The sequence below is a fragment of the Citrobacter sp. Cpo109 genome, assembly GCF_030332565.1.
GTDB classification, from domain to species: Bacteria; Pseudomonadota; Gammaproteobacteria; order Enterobacterales; family Enterobacteriaceae; genus Citrobacter; species Citrobacter portucalensis.
This window is the reverse complement of record NZ_JAOWHQ010000068.1, coordinates 31456-50457: the sequence shown is the minus strand read 5'-3', so window position 1 is coordinate 50457 and position 19002 is coordinate 31456. Positions and strand designations below refer to the sequence as shown.

At 51.7% G+C, this 19002-nt stretch carries 23 protein-coding genes; 5 read left to right on the top strand and 18 right to left on the bottom strand.

Going from position 1 to position 19002, the window contains the following annotated elements; genetic code table 11:
• Positions 1 to 118 precede the first annotated feature (118 nt).
• The 12 genes from emrR to OGY71_RS16995 all read right to left on the bottom strand — a co-directional run bounded on the left by emrR (position 119) and on the right by OGY71_RS16995 (position 11453).
• Complete coding sequence (emrR, locus tag OGY71_RS17050; protein ID WP_003037300.1) at positions 119 to 649, bottom strand: multidrug efflux transporter EmrAB transcriptional repressor EmrR; 531 nt, start codon at positions 647 to 649, stop codon at positions 119 to 121.
• Positions 650 to 739: 90 nt separating this feature from the next.
• The gene (ygaH, locus tag OGY71_RS17045) at positions 740 to 1075 is read right to left on the bottom strand and encodes an L-valine transporter subunit YgaH (protein WP_003825969.1); all 336 of its coding nucleotides are present in this window, start codon (positions 1073 to 1075) and stop codon (positions 740 to 742) included.
• Complete coding sequence (locus OGY71_RS17040) at positions 1065 to 1802, bottom strand: AzlC family ABC transporter permease (RefSeq protein WP_003825971.1); 738 nt, start codon at positions 1800 to 1802, stop codon at positions 1065 to 1067. The genes ygaH and OGY71_RS17040 overlap by 11 nt, the downstream gene beginning before the upstream one ends.
• Positions 1803 to 1924: 122 nt before the next feature.
• On the bottom strand, positions 1925 to 3109 hold the full coding sequence (locus OGY71_RS17035; RefSeq protein WP_191222233.1) for an MFS transporter: 1185 nt from the start codon (positions 3107 to 3109) through the stop codon (positions 1925 to 1927).
• 190 nt (positions 3110 to 3299) lie between these two features.
• Positions 3300 to 4295, bottom strand: coding sequence for a glycine betaine/L-proline ABC transporter substrate-binding protein ProX (gene proX, locus OGY71_RS17030; RefSeq protein ID WP_003825976.1), 996 nt, complete (start codon positions 4293 to 4295; stop codon positions 3300 to 3302).
• 92 nt (positions 4296 to 4387) lie between these two features.
• Positions 4388 to 5452 (bottom strand): glycine betaine/L-proline ABC transporter permease ProW, encoded by a 1065-nt coding sequence (proW, locus tag OGY71_RS17025; protein ID WP_008785611.1) that lies wholly within the window; start codon positions 5450 to 5452, stop codon positions 4388 to 4390.
• A complete protein-coding gene (gene proV, locus OGY71_RS17020; protein WP_191222234.1) occupies positions 5445 to 6647 on the bottom strand; it encodes a glycine betaine/L-proline ABC transporter ATP-binding protein ProV in 1203 nt (400 codons plus the stop codon). The genes proW and proV overlap by 8 nt, the downstream gene beginning before the upstream one ends.
• 354 nt (positions 6648 to 7001) lie before the next feature.
• Positions 7002 to 7961 carry a class 1b ribonucleoside-diphosphate reductase subunit beta gene (nrdF, locus tag OGY71_RS17015; protein WP_286613485.1) on the bottom strand — a complete coding sequence of 320 codons (960 nt, stop codon included), beginning with the start codon at positions 7959 to 7961 and terminating at the stop codon, positions 7002 to 7004.
• 10 nt (positions 7962 to 7971) lie between these two features.
• A complete protein-coding gene (gene nrdE, locus OGY71_RS17010; protein ID WP_149334869.1) occupies positions 7972 to 10116 on the bottom strand; it encodes a class 1b ribonucleoside-diphosphate reductase subunit alpha in 2145 nt (714 codons plus the stop codon).
• Positions 10089 to 10499: a class Ib ribonucleoside-diphosphate reductase assembly flavoprotein NrdI gene (gene nrdI, locus OGY71_RS17005; RefSeq protein ID WP_063940985.1), complete on the bottom strand. Its 411-nt coding sequence runs from the start codon at positions 10497 to 10499 to the stop codon at positions 10089 to 10091. Before nrdI ends, nrdE begins: the two co-directional genes overlap by 28 nt.
• On the bottom strand, positions 10496 to 10741 hold the full coding sequence (gene nrdH / locus OGY71_RS17000) for a glutaredoxin-like protein NrdH (RefSeq protein ID WP_048236625.1): 246 nt from the start codon (positions 10739 to 10741) through the stop codon (positions 10496 to 10498). Before nrdH ends, nrdI begins: the two co-directional genes overlap by 4 nt.
• A gap of 280 nt (positions 10742 to 11021) precedes the next feature.
• Entirely contained in the window at positions 11022 to 11453 is a 432-nt protein-coding gene (locus tag OGY71_RS16995; RefSeq protein WP_003825991.1) for a carboxymuconolactone decarboxylase family protein, read from the bottom strand.
• Between the two features lie 90 nt (positions 11454 to 11543).
• On the opposite strand from OGY71_RS16995, the gene pdxR reads away from it, so the two are divergent.
• Positions 11544 to 12878 (top strand): MocR-like pyridoxine biosynthesis transcription factor PdxR, encoded by a 1335-nt coding sequence (pdxR, locus tag OGY71_RS16990; RefSeq protein WP_286613484.1) that lies wholly within the window; start codon positions 11544 to 11546, stop codon positions 12876 to 12878.
• A 123-nt stretch (positions 12879 to 13001) separates the two neighbouring features.
• On the top strand, positions 13002 to 13352 hold the full coding sequence (locus tag OGY71_RS16985) for a DUF2002 family protein (RefSeq protein ID WP_003037262.1): 351 nt from the start codon (positions 13002 to 13004) through the stop codon (positions 13350 to 13352).
• 36 nt (positions 13353 to 13388) lie between these two features.
• Here OGY71_RS16985 and alaE read toward each other — a convergent pair whose 3' ends face one another.
• Positions 13389 to 13838, bottom strand: a complete 450-nt coding sequence (gene alaE / locus OGY71_RS16980; protein WP_003037259.1) for an L-alanine exporter AlaE — start codon at positions 13836 to 13838, stop codon at positions 13389 to 13391.
• A 557-nt stretch (positions 13839 to 14395) separates the two neighbouring features.
• Here alaE and stpA point away from each other — a divergent pair.
• Positions 14396 to 14797 (top strand): DNA-binding protein StpA, encoded by a 402-nt coding sequence (gene stpA / locus OGY71_RS16975; RefSeq protein ID WP_008785604.1) that lies wholly within the window; start codon positions 14396 to 14398, stop codon positions 14795 to 14797.
• Positions 14798 to 14833: 36 nt separating this feature from the next.
• Here the strand turns inward: stpA and OGY71_RS16970 are convergent, their stop codons facing one another.
• The 3 genes from OGY71_RS16970 to OGY71_RS16960 all read right to left on the bottom strand — a co-directional run bounded on the left by OGY71_RS16970 (position 14834) and on the right by OGY71_RS16960 (position 15940).
• Positions 14834 to 15013 (bottom strand): GDFGVC terminal motif YodC-like protein, encoded by a 180-nt coding sequence (locus tag OGY71_RS16970; RefSeq protein WP_003825999.1) that lies wholly within the window; start codon positions 15011 to 15013, stop codon positions 14834 to 14836.
• A 90-nt stretch (positions 15014 to 15103) separates the two neighbouring features.
• Positions 15104 to 15631, bottom strand: a complete 528-nt coding sequence (locus tag OGY71_RS16965; RefSeq protein ID WP_286613483.1) for a rhodanese family protein — start codon at positions 15629 to 15631, stop codon at positions 15104 to 15106.
• A gap of 9 nt (positions 15632 to 15640) precedes the next feature.
• The gene (locus OGY71_RS16960) at positions 15641 to 15940 is read right to left on the bottom strand and encodes an ArsR/SmtB family transcription factor (protein ID WP_193134564.1); all 300 of its coding nucleotides are present in this window, start codon (positions 15938 to 15940) and stop codon (positions 15641 to 15643) included.
• A 183-nt stretch (positions 15941 to 16123) separates the two neighbouring features.
• Between OGY71_RS16960 and OGY71_RS16955 the strand changes: the two genes are divergently transcribed.
• Both OGY71_RS16955 and lysM read left to right on the top strand, forming a co-directional pair.
• Entirely contained in the window at positions 16124 to 16282 is a 159-nt protein-coding gene (locus OGY71_RS16955) for a YqaE/Pmp3 family membrane protein (RefSeq protein WP_003037242.1), read from the top strand.
• 95 nt (positions 16283 to 16377) lie between these two features.
• Positions 16378 to 16827, top strand: coding sequence for a peptidoglycan-binding protein LysM (gene lysM, locus OGY71_RS16950; RefSeq protein WP_063940987.1), 450 nt, complete (start codon positions 16378 to 16380; stop codon positions 16825 to 16827).
• A gap of 12 nt (positions 16828 to 16839) precedes the next feature.
• Here lysM and csiR read toward each other — a convergent pair whose 3' ends face one another.
• Positions 16840 to 17526, bottom strand: a complete 687-nt coding sequence (gene csiR, locus OGY71_RS16945) for a DNA-binding transcriptional regulator CsiR (protein WP_020996289.1) — start codon at positions 17524 to 17526, stop codon at positions 16840 to 16842.
• A gap of 45 nt (positions 17527 to 17571) precedes the next feature.
• Positions 17572 to 18972 (bottom strand): GABA permease, encoded by a 1401-nt coding sequence (gene gabP / locus OGY71_RS16940; RefSeq protein ID WP_032944690.1) that lies wholly within the window; start codon positions 18970 to 18972, stop codon positions 17572 to 17574.
• Positions 18973 to 19002 lie beyond the last annotated feature (30 nt).

The window sequence follows — 19002 nt, the reverse complement described above, 5'->3', positions numbered from 1 at the left end:
CGATCTTATTTTTTTCACATCGGCTGAGCCGACCTGTTTATCAGACAGGCCAGCAGTATGCGTGCTGGCCTGTCGGTTTTTTCATTTATAAATCTGGATTTCTGAGCGAGTCGGCGCGTTAGCGCAGCGCTTCTAACACCGCGCCATCCTGCTCCATCTGATCAAGACGGGTCAGAAGTTTACGGGTAATTTGCTCAAGCTGATCTTTTTCGGTGGTGCTAAGAGACGACCAGAGCTGATGCAGGCAGTTATGCTGAGGCGGTAACACCTCTTGCAAAAATGCATGGCCTTTCTCGGTCAATTGCAGATGCAGACAGCGGCGATCGTTATCGCTTTCGCGACGTTCGATCCAGCCACGTTTTTCTAACTCATCCGCGATGCGGGTAGCGTTAGTACGTGACGAGCCAAGCGCACAACTCAGTTCAGAAGGCTGAATACTGTGGTTTTCCTGAGACTCCAGCGTAATCAACGCCATAAACAACGTCTCGTTAATCCCTTGAGCTTTCAGCATCTTATTGCGGTTTTCCAGCAGCTTGCCCTGCATGTGCATGCATAGGCGAGTCAGAAGCACTTCCTGATAAGGGAACTCTTCGTAGCGGCTGGCGCGAAATTTTAGCATTTGTTCAATGGGCGTAAACGAACTATCCATTTGGGTATAACCTCATTAATTTCAGCCGATATAGTAACGACAGTGACAAATAAAGTAAATGTATTATTTCTTTAAAATGATTGTTTTTATCTATAAGCCAACAAGCATTTTCCAGGCTAATCCATAGCCCAGAGCACTCAGTAACGTTGGAATGATGATGCTGCGGGTCTTATAGAAGCTTGCGCCCAGTATGACAAACCCCACCAGCGTAGGCACGAACCGACGAGCGTCGTGCATCACTTCTGGCGCGGTAGACACCACCAGCAGGGCGCAAATAGATGCAATGCCAATAGTGTCGAGTAATATGCCCGTCGCGCCGCGCTTCGTCGGGCGAACATTGCCCACCCCAAGACGGAGTGGCAAATAGCGAAAACAGTAATTAACGCAGCCGACCAACAGGCCAAGTAGCAGAACCTCATAGCTCATCAGGACCTCCCTGCCAAAATGACTGGATGAGCGCCGTCAGGCATCCGCAGACAATACCTGCAAGGATAGCGGCAGGTATGGAAAACAGCATGACGCCAGCCAGCGCCCCGGCCAGGGAGGCAGTCACGCAGAGCGCTTGTTTACGTTGGAATGACGCGAGCAGGAAGCTCATAAACAGCGCCGGGAGCATGAATCCCAGTGCCGCTTCAACCGCCGGGTAATCCTTGAGTAAACCACTGCCGGAAAACGCGCCGATCACCGTACCAAACACCCAGGAGGCCCAGGAGCACAGTGCGATGCCGATCATCCAGTTTTCACTCCAGCGCCGATTATCCCGGACCAGTTTTGCCGTTGCGGCGGCAAAGACTTCATCGGTAAGGCCAAAAGCCCACAGTGCACTTTTGGGTTTACTCAGTCGCTGGGCTATTCGGCTGCGCAGGGAAGGGCCGTACAAAACATGGCGGACATCCATGGCCATGACGGTCAGCGCGGCGACCCACAGCGAACTGCCCGCAGCGAGCATGGTGGTAATGACAAACTGGCTGGCCCCCGCATAGATAATGCAGGAGAAAAAGACGCTTTCAACCGGCGTAAAGCCAAGGCGAGTGGCATTGAGACCAAATGCAAAAGCGACCGGAATATAGCTGATGACTATTGGCAGGCTGTCTTTGAATCCTTCTGTTAACGTTGCCGAACAGGATTCAGACTGGGGTACAGGGCTTTCCATAGGGTTATAGGTTTCATTACCGAAATTAATATAACTTGGTTCAATGAGTTATAACCTTAGCAGACTGATGGGCTCCTTAACACCCTGTGGAGCCCAATCAGCGGTAAACATGCACTATACGCTTAATTTACGGCTTCCTGACGGTGAAAACCTCGCCACCAGACCACCAGGTTGAGTATGGCAACGGTCGTACCTGCCAGACAAACTCCAGCCCACCCGGCATGCTGCCAGGCGGAGGCTGAAATCAGCGAACCCGCCGCTCCGCCAATAAAATAGCTGGTCATGTATCCGGCGGTCAGGCGATTACGCGCGTCAGGATGAATGCGATAGATAACCGTCTGGTTGGTGATGTGTACGCCCTGAACGGTGAGATCCAGCACCAGAATGCCGATAATCAGCATGGGGACGGAAGTGTGCCCAAGCCAAATAGCAAGCCAGGAGAGCAGCAGTAATAGCAGCCCCATAGTTGTGGTCAGGTGGGATTTACCCTTATCGGCAAAACCGCCTGCCGGACGTGCGCCTAATGCACCTGCGGCACCCGCCAGACCGAACAGACCAATCATGCCTTCTGAATAGTTAAACGGCGGTGCGGCGAGCAAAAACGCCATTGATGTCCATAGGATACTGAAATTGGCAAAGGTCAGACAGCCCAGCATCGCGCGGGTACGCAGCAGTTTATCGTGGATAAACAGGCTGAATACCGAACCCAGAAGTTGCGGGTAGTTAAGATGCGTTTCTGATTTCATCTTCGGCAGACCGCGCCACAGCGCAATCGCCATCAGCGCCATTAATACCGATGCCACCCAAAACACGGTGCGCCAGCCGCCCAAATTGGCCAGTAATCCCGCTACGGTGCGTGCCAGCAGAATGCCCAACAGCAGGCCGCTCATAATCGTGCCGACAACTTTACCGCGCTTGTCTGGCGTGGCAAGTGTCGCCGCCAGCGGAACTAAAATCTGTGCGACTACCGAGAACAGTCCGGTCAGAGCGGTGCCGAGGATCAGCATACTCAGTGACTGACTGCTGGCGGTAATCAGCATGCCACCAGCCGCGAGCAACGTCATGGAGACGATCAGCATCCGACGTTCGAACATATCGCCAAGCGGGACTAAAAACAGCAGACCAGCGGCGTAGCCGAGTTGGGCCGCGGTGACGATAAACCCGGCAGTACTGGCAGATAGCGAAAAGTTACGCGCAATGGTATCAAGCAGCGGTTGCGCATAATAGTTACTGGCGACGGCAAGGCCGGTGGCGATAGACATTAACAGGATCAGCGAAGGGCTAAGTCCCTGAGTGGTTTTCGTCATTGTTTTCAACTGAGTAATGGGTTGCAGAAAACAATCATAACGGAAGTGATTAAATGTTGCTGATTTGTTGAGTGATGGATTGTGCGATTGGGGGAAGGAGGATAGGCCGGATTAGGTGCATCGCGCCACCATCCGGCATTTATGCGGTTACAGGCCTGATGGCGCTACACTCATCAGGCCTGTGAGTGGATTATTTCTGCGCGGCCAGCGCTTCGTTCACCCAGCCGTCAAACTGCTGCTGGTGGGCTTTGATCCAGCCGTCAACGTGACCCTGCACGTCGGCTTCAGACGCTTTCCCGTCGTGCATCATTGCGTTCTGTGCGTTGATATCCGCCAGCGGCAGCTTCATGATGGCAAACAGTTTCGCCGCAGCCGGGTTTTTCTCCGCCCAGGCTTTATTGGCGACAATATGCATAGTGTTCACCGGGAAGCCGTAGTTGGCACCGTTTGGCAGTTTGGTATCAATATCTTTCTGCTCGCCTGGCAGGGAAGAGAACGGTACCTGCAGCCAGACCACATCTTTACCCGGCTTCATTACGTCGCTGACCCAGTACGGTGTCCAGGTGTAGTAAAGAATGGGTTTACCTTCTTTGAAGCGGGTAATGGTGTCGGCCATCATCGCCGCATAGTTACCGTGGCTGACCTCGACGGTTTTTTCCAGATCGAAAGCTTTGTTCTGGTGGTTGATTACTGCTTCACAGCCCCAGCCCGGTGAACAGCCCATCATATCGGCTTTTCCGTCACCGTTGGTGTCAAAGATTTTAGCGATCTTCGGATCTTTTAACTGGGCGATATTGGTGATTTTATACTGCTCAGCGGTTTTCTTGTCGATCAGATAACCCTGTGCGGCACCTGTAACGAATACCCCCTCGCGATAAAACTTTTTGTCTCCGCCCGCAGCGGCGTACATATCATCATGTAGCGGCTGCCAGTTCACGGCGGTAAAAGTTGCATCGCCAGAGGCAATGGAGGTATAGCCGACGTTGTAGTCAACTTCGCTGGTTTTGTTAACGGTGTAACCCAGTTTCTCCAGCGCACGGGCGACTAATTGCGTCTGGAAGGATTCTTCAGAGATAGTGCTCTGGATTGGCTGTACGGTGATGCCTTTGCCCGGCAGGTCGGCAGCGAAAGTGCTGGTGGAGACAAGGGTGGCAAACGCTGTGGCAATAATTACTTTCTGTCGCATCGTTGTTCCTTATTACACTTCATCCTGAATGATTTTGTGCAAGTTAATGAATTGTAGGCCCGGTAAGCATGCGCCACCGGGCAACGGGTGAATTACTTCGTGAATGGGCGAGTGATAAGCCCAATGGGACCGGTGGTGTACCAGCGACGGTTGCCACGACTACGCGAGTCGCGACCAACGGCCTGCGTCAGGCGATCCAGGATGATGGCGAGGATCACAATCCCAACCCCGCCGACGGTGGCAAGCCCCATATCCAGACGACCGATTCCGCGCAGAACCATCTGGCCCAGTCCGCCGACGGCAATCATCGACGCGATGACGACCATTGAGAGCGCCAGCATCAGCGTCTGGTTAACCCCAGCCATAATGGTGGGCATTGCCAGCGGGAGCTGCACTTTAAACAGCATCTGACGCGGGCTGGCGCCAAACGAGCGCGAGGCTTCAATCAGATCGGCTGGCACCTGGTTAATCCCCAGAATAGTCAGACGCACGATTGGCGGCAGGGCGAAGATAATCGTCACCACTACGCCCGGGACGTTACCAATACCGAAAAGCATGACAATCGGCACCAGATAGACAAACGCGGGTGTGGTTTGCATGGCGTCCAGCAGCGGGCGAACAATTTTTGCTGCCCGTGGACTGCGCGCCAACCAGATTCCCATCGGCAGACCGATAACCACGCAGAACAGCAACGCGGTCAACACCAGCGCCAGGGTTATCATGGCCTGCGACCACGCGCCGATGGCACCGATGGCAATTAAGGAAATCAGCGTAGCAACGCCCATCCCCACGCCGGAAATCTGCCAGGCAATCAGCGCGAACAGGATAATCGCTACCGGGGCTGGCATACCTAACAGCAGCTGTTGAAAGCCGTTGAGAATGTAATCCACCGGGACACGAATGCCCTGGAAGACCGGACGGAAATGGGTAACGACCCAGTCGATCCCCTCTGTGACCCAACTGTCCAGCGGGATCAGCGTTTTATGGAACGGATCCATAATATTGAAATGCTCTGGTGCCGGCGCGGGTGCGCTGGTCAGCCAGTCCGCGCCACCACCGTCAGTGGGTGCGCCTGATGGCGTACTCCAGGCATCAGCATTTTGTGCGGCACTGTCGGCCGCTGGTGTGGTGTCCCACGGATTAGTTTGATCAGCCATTGTTTACCCCCTCACGATCTAAAGCCTGTAACAGCATGCGTTTTGAAATGACGCCCACATACTGCTGTTCCTCATCTACAACCGGCACCGCGCACGGGGCCTGACCGACATGAGAAAGCAACTCGCTGAGAGGGGTTTGTGCATCCACGGCCAGCGGCTCATTAATTAACGCCGCTTCAATTCCTTGCGCCTGACTTAACGCTGTTTTTAATGAGTCGATAGAGACAATACCGACAAACTTATTACCGCGCTCGATCACGTAACCATATTCGCGATCTTTGTCCTGCAACAATTGCAGCGCAGAACGTGGACCCACCCCGGGCGTTTTACGAATTAAACCCTCGGGGCTACGGCGTGAAATATCTTTCGCACTGAAGACCTGGCTAATATCAACGCCGCGGAAGAAGGTGCGTACATAATCATTGGCCGGATTATTCAGGATTTCATCCGGCGTGCCGACCTGGACCACTTCACCGTTTTGCATAATGGCAATTCTGTCGCCAATACGCATAGCTTCGTCGAGGTCATGCGATATAAATACCACGGTACGTTGATGCTTCGCCTGTAGCTTTACCAGCTCATCCTGCATCTCGGTACGAATTAACGGATCGAGGGCTGAGAAGGCCTCATCCATTAATAAGATGTCAGGGTTAATGGCTAATGCGCGGGCGAGGCCCACACGCTGGCGCATCCCTCCGGAAAGTTCATCCGGGTAGCCGTGAGCATAATTCTCCAGACCAACCTGACGCAGCGCATCTAACGCTTTTTCACGACGTTCATCCGCACCTACGCCGGCTAATTCCATACCGAATGCCGTATTGTCGAGAACCGTCATGTGCGGCATCAGGGCAAAGGACTGGAACACCATCGCAATCTTTTTTCTGCGCACCTCGCGAAGCTCAGCATCGGATATCCGGGCGATGTCTACGCCGTCAATCAATACCTGTCCGCGGGTGGGTTCAATCAGGCGATTGAGAAGGCGTACCATTGTGGATTTACCCGAACCGGATAATCCCATGATGACAAATATCTCGCCTTCTTCAATGGCCAGACTGGCGTTCTTAACGCCAAGCGATAGCCCCGTTTTATCCAGAATCTGCTCTTTTGAAAGTCCTTTTTCAATATATTTGAAGGCTCTCTGGGGATGCTCTCCAAATATCTTATAGAGATTTTTAACTTCTAATTTAATTGCCATGCAATAGAATGATTCCTGTTATTTGTTTATATCGATATATTACCTGATGGAAATAGTGACCTTTTTCTACCCTAACATACTGAGAATCTGAGACAACCCTGAATTTGGTTGTGGCATGAATATTGCCGAAGGCCAGGCGGCGGGACTTCCCGTGATATAAGGGCTGAGCGCGAATGCGGGCGGGTTAATATTTTTTGTAAATGCCAATGAAAAATCGCCTGAATTGCTGGAATGCAGGCGAATAATGCGGCTGATATTGAGTGTAGATCACACAATTATATTTGCACAACAAAAGTGTGATCCTGTTAAAATATTTCCGCGAAAAATGTACGGTATTTCCCACAGAATTGATTGCTAGAAATTCCAGTCGTCGTCTTCGGTTTCGACCGCTTTTCCCATCACATAGGATGAGCCAGAACCCGAGAAGAAATCGTGGTTTTCGTCAGCGTTGGGCGACAGCGCGGCAAGGATTGCCGGGTTAACCTCCGCCATTTCAGGTGGAAATAGCGCCTCATACCCCAAATTCATCAATGCCTTATTGGCGTTGTAGCAAAGGAAGGCTTTGACGTCATCCACCCAGCCTGTTTCTGCATACAATTCTTCCGTATAGCGCGCTTCGTTATCATACAATTCCATCAGCAGATCGAAGGCAAAGTTCTTTAACTCCTCGCGTGCGGACTCGGAAATATGCTCCAGACCTTTTTGATATTTATAACCAATGTAATACCCATGAACGGCCTCATCACGAATAATCAGGCGAATAAGATCGGCTGTATTGGTCAATTTTCCGCGGCTGGAAAAATACATCGGTAACCAGAAGCCGGAATAGAACAGGAAGGATTCCAGAAACACGCTGGCTATTTTTTTCTTCAACGGTTCGTCGCTGGCGTAATGTGTCAAAACGATCTGCGCTTTGCGCTGGAGTGGGGTATTTTCTTCACTCCAGGCGTAGGCTGCATCCACATCTTTGGTCTGGCAAAGGGTGGAGAAAATTGAGCTGTATGAACGGGCGTGCACCGCCTCCATAAAGCTGATATTCGACAGCACCGCCTCTTCATGCGGTGTTAACGAATCAGCCATTAACGCTGGTGCTCCGGCAACATTCTGAATGGTGTCGAGCAACGTCAGCCCGGTAAAAACGCGGATTGTTAACTGCTGTTCGGCGGCGTTCAACGTTTGCCAGGCCGAAATGTCATTGGAGAGCGGGACCTTTTCCGGGAGCCAGAAGTTACTGGTCAGACGGTTCCATACCTCAAGATCTTTATCATCCTCAATCTTGTTCCAGTTGATGGCGCTCACGCGGGATAATGTCATTTTCTCCTCCTTACAGCGCGCATGACACGCAGCCTTCTATTTCGGTGCCTTCCAGCGCCAACTGGCGTAGTCGGATGTAGTACAGGGATTTGATGCCCTTACGCCAGGCGTAAATCTGCGCTTTATTGATATCACGCGTGGTGGCGGTATCGGGGAAAAAGAGCGTCAGTGAAAGCCCCTGATCGACATGGCGTGTTGCTTCTGCGTAGGTATCAATGATTTTTTGTGGACCGATCTCATAGGCATCCTGATACAAGGCCAGATTCTCATTGGTCATAAACGGGGCAGGGTAGTAAACGCGCCCGGTTTTGCCCTCTTTGCGAATCTCCACTTTCGACACGATCGGGTGAATGCTTGACGTGGCATGATTGATGTAGGAGATAGAACCGGTGGGGGGAACCGCCTGTAAATTCTGGTTATAAATGCCGTAGCGCATCACATCTTCACGCAGCTGTGACCACATCTCGCGCGTCGGCAGCGTAATGCCGCTGGCGGCAAACAGCGTGCGAACCTTGTCGGTTTTTGGCTGCCAGTCGCCCTGCAGATACTGGTTAAAATATTCGCCGCTGGCGTAGCGCGACTGTTTGAATCCGGCAAAGGTTTGACCGCGCTCGTGGGCGATCTTCATTGACGTATTCAGCGCATGCCAGGTGATGGTGTAGAAATAGAGATTGGTGAAATCCAGCCCTTCCGGCGAACCGTAGGCGATCCCCTCCCGCGCCAGATACCCGTGCAGATTCATCTGCCCAAGACCAATTGCGTGCGACGCGCTGTTTCCGGTCTCAATCGAGGGCACGCTGCGGATATGGCTCATGTCCGAAACGGCGGTTAAGCCACGAACCGCCGTTTCCACGGTACGACCAAAGTCGGGTGAATCCATGGTATGGGCAATGTTTAACGAGCCGAGATTGCAGGAAATATCGTGCCCGGTCTGTGCGTAATTGAGATTTTCATCGTAGGTAGAGGCACTGTTAACCTGCAAAATCTCCGAGCACAGGTTGCTCATATTGATCCGACCGGCAATCGGATTGGCGCGATTCACCGTATCTTCAAACATGATGTAAGGATAGCCAGACTCAAACTGGATCTCGGCCAGCCGCTGGAAGAAATCGCGGGCGTTAATGAATTTTTTGCGCACACGTTCGTCGGCAACCAGTTCGTCATACCGCTCACTCACGGCGATATCACCGAACGGTTTGCCGTAAATCCGTTCCACGTCATACGGTGAGAACAGCGCCATTCGGGCATTTTCTTTCGCCAGTTGAAAGGTAACATCCGGGATCACCACGCCAAGCGAGAGCGTTTTGATGCGGATTTTCTCGTCGGCGTTTTCGCGCTTGGTATCGAGAAAACGTAAAATATCCGGATGGTGTGCGTGCAGATACACCGCCCCCGCACCCTGACGTGCCCCGAGTTGATTCGCATAAGAAAACGCATCTTCCAGCATTTTCATTACTGGGATCACCCCAGATGACTGGTTCTCAATGCGCTTTATGGGCGCTCCTGCCTCGCGCAGGTTGGAGAGTAAAAATGCCACGCCGCCGCCGCGTTTGGAGAGCTGAAGTGCGGAGTTGACCGCCCGACCAATAGACTCCATGTTGTCTTCAATACGCAACAGGAAGCAGGAGACCAGCTCACCGCGTTGCTGTTTTCCGCAGTTTAAAAAGGTTGGTGTGGCGGGCTGAAAGCGCCCGGAAAGCATTTCATCGGTCAGCTGCATCGCGAGCGTTTCATCGCCCTGCGCCAGCGTGAGCGCCACCATTGTGACCCGATCCTCAAAGTCTTCGAGATAGCGCTTACCGTCGAACGTTTTCAGCGTATAGCTGGTGTAGAACTTCCATGCGCCGAGGAACGTCTGGAAACGGAATCCGCTGGCGTGGGCATGGTTGAATAGCTTCAGCACGAACGCGCGATCGTAGCGGGCTAACACGCTGGCATCGTAATAGCCTTCATCCACCAACGTTTCCAGACGCTCCTGCTGGCTGGCAAACGCCATCGAGTTTGGGCGGACGTGGGAGGCAAAGAAAGCCTCCACCGCCTGATGGTCTTTGTCGAACTGAATGCGCCCGGCTTTATCGTACAGATTCAGCATGGCGTTCAGGGCGTGATAATCCAGCGTTGGCTGCATTACACGTTCTGCGGTTGTTGTTGCCAAAATTCGCTCACTCCTTTTCGAACGTTGTCGATATCGCTTTGGGTGCCCATCAGCTCAAAGCGATAGAGCCACGGCACGCCGCATTTTTGTGAGATGACATCACCCGCGCGACCGTAGGCGTCACCGAAATTACGATTGCCGGAGGCGATCACTCCACGGATTAACGCCCGGTTGTGCGTATCGTTTAAAAAGCGGATCACCTGTCTTGGGACCGCGCCAGCAGTGCCGCCGCCACCGTAGGACGGCACGATTAATATGTAAGGTTCGTCTACCCGGATCCGCTCGCGTTCGTTAAGCGGAATGCGGATGGCTGGCAGCCCCAGACGCTGCATAAAGCGGTGCGTATTTTCGGAGCTGCTGGAGAAGTAGACGAGCTGACTCATGCGCTGGCCACACGGTGTTCCGGATGCAGACGGTTGATCATGTCCGGGCGAAACCCTGACCAACTGGTTTCACCCGCGACCACGACCGGTAGCTGGCGAAACCCTTGATCGCGCAGGCTATCAGCCAAATCGGGTTGTAAATCGACGTTTACCATCTCAAAGTCAAAACCACGGCTTTCCATTGCCCGTTTGGTGGCGTGGCACTGAACACAGTTATTGCGAGTGTAAATAATAATGCGCATGATTCGTATTTCCATTTAAAAATAAAGGATCGGCGCGATAGAGGGCGTCGGGTTGTGTGTGTCCTGATAGGAGAGATACTAGATGTAGTTTTAAAAAGATTCAACCATACAAGATATGGGAATTTTAGATTGATGATGAGCTGGGTGATGAGCGTGACGGGGGAAGTGATATGTACCATCGCAGGTTGCCGAATGACGACGCGTCGCGTCTAATCCGGCCTACAGGAAAGTACTTCCCGGGCCGGATAAGGCATTTATGTCGCCATCCGGCAGCGCAGAATCACATGCGCATCCCCACCGCCAGACGGTTAAAGCAGTTCATCAGGCTAATGGCAAATGTCAGGTCGCTAATTTCTTTCGCGCTGAAATGGTCTAGCAGCGGCAGATAAACGTCATCTTCGGCGTGAGTAGTGGCAATCTGGGTGACCGATTCGGCCCACGCCAGCGCCGCACGTTCCTGCTCGCTGAAGTGGTGACTCACCCGCCAGCCTGCCAGTGCGTCCAGTTTGGCCTGCGCAACACCGGATTTGCGCAGTGCTTTACTGTGCATTTCCAGACAAAAGGCGCAGCCGTTGATTTGCGAAACCCGCAGGTAAATCAGTTCCGTCAACGTAGGTTCCAGCGCGCAGTTTTCCAGCGCTTGGCTTGCCTGAACCAGAGCGTTATAGATTTCAGGACTGAGTTCGTAATAGGGCTGGCGTAACATTGTCATGGTATTTCTCCTCGTTTGGATGACCCGCAATGTAGCACTATAATGGACTGCAACAGAGAGCCATATTGTTGCCAAAAAAGCAGACCATAAATGCCACGTTATCAGCAAATCGCCCGTCAGTTAAAAAACGCAATTGAGAAAGGCGAACTCAAGCCTGGCACCAGATTGCCCTCCAGCCGGACCTGGGCCCAGGAGCTGGGAGTATCACGCTCGACGGTGGAAAATGCCTATGCAGAGCTGGTGGCGCAGGGCTGGCTCGCGCGGCGTGGGCAGGCAGGAACGTTTGTCAGTGAGCAACTGCGACCAGAAAGGGCGCCTGCATCGCCTGCCATCTTCGCCGGAGAAAATCCCAGACCGCAACCTTTTCAGATGGGATTACCCGCACTCGATCTTTTTCCGCGTGAAGTCTGGGCACGGGTGATGGGACGGCGTTTACGCACCCAAACGCGTTTTGATCTGGCGGTGGGCGATGTATGTGGCGAACGGGTGTTACGCCAGGCAATTGTTGATTACCTGCGCGTTTCACGCAGTATTGAATGCCAGCCAGAGCAGATTTTTATCACTTCAGGCTATGCGGCATCAATGACGTTAATCCTGCGCGCTCTGGCGCATCCCGGTGAGGGAATGTGGGTCGAAGATCCCGGTTTTCCGCTGATCCGGCCCGTGGTGGCTCAGGAACGCATTGAGTTGATGCCGGTAGCGGTGGATGCCGATGGTCTGGATGTCAGCGCCGGGATCCGTGACTACCCGCAGGCGCGTTTTGTACTGCTCACTCCCGCACATCAAAGCCCACTGGGGGTAGCACTGTCTTTGGACCGTCGCCACCAGTTGCTGGAGTGGGCGACTCGCGTGCAGGCGTGGGTAATCGAAGATGACTATGACAGTGAATTTCGTTACCACGGTAAGCCGTTACCGCCGCTAAAAAGTCTGGATGCGCCCCAGCGGGTGATTTATGCCGGAACGTTCAGTAAATCGATGTTTCCGGCTTTGCGCACGGCGTGGCTGGTGGTGCCTCCGACTCAGGTCGAATATTTTCGTCAGCAGGCGGCGCTAACGGCCTGTAGCGTTCCGGTTTTATGGCAGCAAACGCTGGCAGATTTTATGCAAGATGGCCACTTCTGGCGGCACTTAAAACGTATGCGACAGCATTATGCTCAGCGACGACAATGGATGGAAAACGCCCTGACTGAACAAGGGTTTAGCGTCATTTCTCAGGAAGGTGGGATTCAACTGGTGATGAGTGTAGACGGAGATGATATTGCGCTGGTGCGCAAAGCGAATCAGGCCGGGTTAGCGGTTCAGGCGCTAAGCCGCTGGCGAATAACGTCAGAAGGAAAGGGTGGAATATTGCTGTCATTTACCAATATCAGCTCGGCGGAAATGGCGCAACAGGCGGCCTACCAACTGAGGTTGGCGCTGACATAAATCTGTACGGTTCTTAAGATATTCATCTCATCGTGTTCACTCGTTTATGGACTTTTCTGAAAGCGTTGTTAATGCTGAATCAGGTAAGGTAAGCCCGCAGTAAAAGATAACGAGGAAAATAATATGTATTTACGACCTGATGAGGTGGCGCGCGTACTTGAAAAAGTGGGCTTTACCGTTGATGTAGTGACGCAGAAAACGTACGGCTATCGGCGTGGCGAAAATTATGTGTATGTTAATCGTGAAGCTCGCATGGGGCGTACCGCATTAATTATCCATCCCACGTTGAAAGAACGTAGCTCTTCGCTGGCGGAACCGGCAACGGATATTAAAACTTGCGATCATTACCAGCAATTCCCGCTGTATTTAGCCGGAGAGACTCATGAGCATTATGGTATTCCGCACGGCTTTAGCTCGCGTATTGCGCTTGAACGTTATCTGAGCGGGCTGTTTGGCGACGTTAATTCTAACTAATAACGCGACTGGCAGTGCCAGTCGCGAAGAAGCGTGTCAGGCTTTAGCCTGATGATAGCTGCTGACCTTAAACAAGCGGCGGCAATAATCAAGAAAGTAGCCATAGACAGCGCCCATCAGCATTGACACCACGATGTTCGAACTTACTGCAGCTGTAATCTGATGCCAGTCTGCGCCAACCGTCAGCAGAATAATCACATACACCGGCGACTGGAAGGTGACATAAGCCAGCACATCCGCCAGATTTTTTGCCCATCCTGCCTGCGTGGCTTTACGGGCCGCGCGCATGAACAAATCACGATACATGCCGTATGGCCACGCGATCAGTATGTTGACAGGGATAGCGACTAATCTGGAATACAGCGACTGTTCGAAGCTCATTCCAGAAAGGAATATTTCGATCAACATGTTCACGACAGAACAATAAACAACCATCGCGAACGTGTCTGCTACTGCATGACGCAAGCGTGACTGCGGAGAGAACATGTTAATGCTCCTTGTAAAAAGGGGAAAAAAGGTTTTGAATACCTTAACAGCTAGTGATTTGTCTTGCTGCTTTCGCGCTTTAATAGGATATCTGCCTGGATAATAACTAGCAACTAGCTGGAAATTTTTATTTATTGTCTTTTTGTCGATAAAATGCTCTGTAATGGTTTGTTTTTTGTTCGTTTTGGTGTTTTCGTTGCTGTATTAATTAAAGTCTTTTTAGATCAAAGAGTTATTGTTGCTTGTTTTTCTGAATTTTTTGCGCTCCTTTTCTGAATGTTGACTGATGTGCAATATGTATACTCGTTGGTTCCACGAGATGCTGTGGCTTGTTTCTTAAGTGACGCGCTGAGATACCTTGCAGGTATATTCAAAGCTGCAATCAGGGTAATAGAATATATTGTCTGGGCGATAGCAGAATGGATGCTATAAATATCATAGTTGGCTATTTGTTTAATGATAAACGAATAAATTAGACTGGAAATATAATAATCAGTTGCATACAATATTTAGCGTAATACCGTTTTTATGTTTTACGTTAAAGAGGTTTTGTTAATATGAGTTCAATGTTAAAAAACTTAAATAATATCCGCTCGCTGCGTGCAATGGCTCGTGAATTTTCCGTTGATGTACTGGAAGATATGCTTGAAAAATTCAGGGTAGTGACCAAAGAACGGCGCGATGAAGAAGAACAGCTACAGCGCCAACGTGCAGAACAGCAGGCAAAAATTAATGCCTTGCTGGCGCAGATGCAGGCAGACGGGATCAGCCCAGAGGAGCTGCTGAGCATAACACCTGCGACGGCACGTTCAGTTAAAAAACGCCAACCGCGCCCGGCGAAATATCGTTTTATCGATCTCAATGGTGAAACGAAAACATGGACCGGACAAGGTCGCACACCGAAGCCAATTGCCCAGGCGCTGGCTGCCGGTAAATCTCTTGATGACTTTTTGATCTAATTGCGAAGGCGGTGAGGAGATCCTCACCGCTTATTTTCAGCAAACGCCGAAATCACCCTCTTCGGTATATCGCGTGACATCAGCTGCTTTCAGCGTAAATTTATCACCGCTTTCATTACTGGCTTGTACCGCCACAATTTGATCGTCATTGACTTCAACAACCTTCAGTTTTGGACCGCCCATACGCGGTTGAACCAGATCGCCAGGTTTAAACATATTGTTGCGCTCCTTTATTTATCATTTATCGCAGAACTCACCATAGATCACGTCAACCGGCGGGTACAGTGCTGTTTCAATGATTACCGCTTAATGAGTACGTCGGTTCCAGGGCATGATGTCCAGTAATCGCGCCATACCGCAAAAGCCGGTCATGCCAGCGAGAATCAGCCCGGCGCCTACAAAACCGCTCAGCAGGAAGAAGGCGCTGCTAACGCTATAGCCCAGAATAACGCCGAGTAGGGCAAGGCTACCTGTGGCTATCTGCACCTGACGCATCAGCGGTAACGGTTGTGAACTGTCTTTCGCCACCGGCAACCCTGCGGCTTTCCAGCCGTCAATTCCACCTTCCAGCAACCAGACCTGCGCGGGTGCGGCGATGGCGCTCAGTTTTGTTGCCGCATTTTGTGTACGTTTGCCTGACTGGCAGTGAAAAATCACCTGCTCGGCGCGTAAATTCGCAGGCAGCGATCCCTGCTCAAGGGTAGGTAACGGCGCCAGATGTGCCTCAGGAATATGCTCGTGCAGATACTCGTCAGCATCGCGGATATCAATCAGTTTTGCACCCTGCGCGACCAGTGTCTGCGCCTCGCGTGGGGAAATCATCCCAATAGTCATGATGGCTCCTTATGGGCAATACAGTGTTTTTAATGTGGCGATCAACGAATTCACAGCCGCATTTTTAATGGAGTAGAGGATGCGCTGAGCATCGCGCTGGCTTTCTATCAGACCTTCTTCACGCATACGCGACAGATGCTGGGATGTGGCGGAAGGGCTAAGGCCGGTAACACGGGCTAACTCACCCGCGCTGGTACCGGGTGAACCACAGAGCATGCACAAAATCAGCAACCGTTTCGGGTTACTCATCGCTTTTAGCAGGGCGGCAGCCTGTTCAGCGCTGGCCTGGAGTTGTTCAAGTTCAGTCATATGTATTTAAGCATGATCTAAATTAAGCGTATTCTAAAATAAGTAACCAACGTACGCCAGCGTAAAGAGCGTAAAGGAGGGTAAAACAGCCGCGGAATGCTGGCAGAGTTGGGTAGAATGGCTACTCTTAGAGATAAAATCTCTTTTTAAACAATGATTAACTTTTGCTTGTAGGGAGTGTGTATGGGTTTCTGGAGAATCGTTTTTACTATTATTCTGCCCCCGCTTGGCGTGCTGCTGGGGAAGGGATTCGGCTGGGCATTTATCCTCAATATCGTTCTGACGCTGCTGGGCTACATTCCTGGTTTGATCCATGCCTTCTGGATACAGACGCGTAACTAATTCCTTTCTACTACGGCGCTTTGGCGCCGTTTTCTTTGTGCCCCTTTCTCCTCTGCTACACTTTTGGGTGTTGATTGTAAATTACCGAGGTGGATATGGGACTCTTCAATTTTGTAAAAGATGCAGGTGAAAAACTGTGGGATGCGGTCACTGGAAACCATGACACAGCCGATCTGGCAAAAAAAGTGCAGGAACACCTGAACAAAACCGGCATCCCTGATGCGGATAAAGTGGACGTGCAAATTAACGAAGGCAAAGCCACTGTTTCTGGTGAGGGATTAAGTCAGGAAGCGAAAGAAAAAATTCTGATCGCGATTGGTAATATCTCCGGTATCGCCAGCGTAGACGATCAGGTTAAAACCTCTGCTCCCGCGAGCGAAAGCCAGTTTTATACCGTGAAATCTGGGGATACCCTGAGCGCTATTGCCAAACAGGTTTACGGTAATGCCAACCTGTATAACCAGATATTTGAAGCGAATAAACCAATGCTGAAAAGCCCGGATAAAATCTATCCTGGGCAGGTTTTACGTATTCCGGAACAGTAATATTATTCAGGCTTATTGCGTCAGCAATTTACCGGACATAGCCTGTTGAATTATCGGAATCGGCGTCAGCAAGTGCTGGCGCATTAATTCGCTGGCGCGCGCGGCATCACGTGCCAGAATCGCTTCGGTCAGCGTCTTGTGCTGATCGTGTTTGTCTTCCAGCATTTCAACCGACAGTACCGTTTTACGCAGCCAGATAAACCGGTAGCGCGCCGCCAGAGAAAACAGCCGTTCACGCATTTGCAGCAGATATTGTGAACCACAGCCGGCGACAATCGCCGAGTGAAACGCCTGGTGGCGCTGATCCCACTCGTCGAGCATCTGTTCGCTGGCGTCAATGGCCTCAAGCTTACTGAGCATATGTGCGCGCGCCAGAATTTCAGCTTCCCAGGCGTCGTCGCCGCGTTCAATGGCCAGCGCGACCAGCATGGCTTCCATATTGGCGCGGGCATCGAAAATATCGAGCAACTCCTGCTCTGACATCGGGGCGACACGATACCCTTTCTGATTAACCACCGTCACTAACCGCTCAGCAACTAACTGCGAAAGCGCTTCGCGCAGCGGTCCCACACCTAGCTCATAGCGTGAGGTTAGCAGGCTCATACGCAGTTTTTCATCAGGCTGATACACACCGCGGATGATGTCGTTCTTCAGCCAGCGGTATCCATCAATGGCCGTCGGTTGGGGAATGGCGGTCATGGTCATACTCCTGAAAGGATTTCCCGGCCTGAGCCGGGAACAGGTTTAATGCGTATTTTGCAATGGTGCTTTTTGCCACGATAGCAGTTTTTTCCAGCGTGACATAATGGGCACGGTGCAAATAATTCCTATGGCTAACAACCCGGTAGAGATAACTTCCAGCTGTTGTGCCGGGCGAAACAGCATGACCACCAGCACAAAGATAATAAACGCGATGACCAGCCAGGTAAGCCACGGATAGAGCCACATTTTCAGTTTAATTTCACCGCCTCGCGCCAGCAGGATTTTGCGCATCCGCAGTTGAGAAACGGCAATGACCAGATACACCAGCAGCGCGATGGCACCGGAGCTGTCGATCAGGAATTTAAATACCTTGGCCGGGGCGTAATAATTGACGATGACGGTGAGGAACGCGGCACCTGTCGACAGTAACACCGCCACATAAGGCGTTTTGCTGCGGTTCGTTTTACCCATAAAGGCGGGGGCATCGCCACGGCGGCTCAGGGAGTAGAGCATACGCGATGACGTATACAGCGCGGAGTTAAGACAGCTGGTCACCGACAGTAAAATGACGCAGTCCATGATCAATTTCGCGTGCGGGATATGCAGTAGCTCCAGCACCGAGCGGTAAGAACCGACTTCTTTCAGGCCCGGCATATTCCACGGGATCAGCGCCACCACCACAAAAATAGAGCACAGATAGAAGATAGAGATACGCCAGATAACCGAGTTGGTGGCGCGAACGATATGTTTATCCGGGGTATCGGATTCGGCGGCGGCGATGGTAACTATCTCCGCGCCCATAAAGGAGAACATGGTGATTAACATCGCGCTGATCACGGCGCCAAAACCGTTGGGCATAAAGCCGCCCTGATCCCACAGGCGTGAAACTCCGCTAACTTCGGCATAAGGGTAGAAACCGCTAATCGCCGCCGCACCGAGGGTAATAAACGCCAGAATGGCAACCACTTTGCACAGCGCCAGCCAGAACTCGAATTCACCGTAATTTTTAACGCTCAGCAAGTTACTGCCGGTTAACGCCAGCGTGATAACCAGAGAAAACAGCCAGATAGGAATGCCCGGTACCCAGGAGTGCAGAATGATGGCGGCAATATTCGCTTCCAGAGGGATAACTAACACCCAGAACCACCAGTACAACCAGCCGATGGTATAACCTGCCCACGGCCCGATGGCCTTATCGGCGTAAGTGGAAAAAGAACCGGTATCCGGGGTGGCAACGGCCATTTCGGCCAGCATGCGCATAATCATCACCACCAGCAATCCGGCGAACAGATAGGCTAATAATACTGCGGGACCGGCTTCTGCAATCGCCACGCTTGAACCGACGAACAAACTTGCGCCGATTACCCCGGCAATAGACAGCATGGTGACGTGGCGTGATTTCAGCCCGCCCCCTAAATCATGTGATTGTGACACTTGCCCCATCTTTAAACCTCGTTATTGTTATTGACGTCG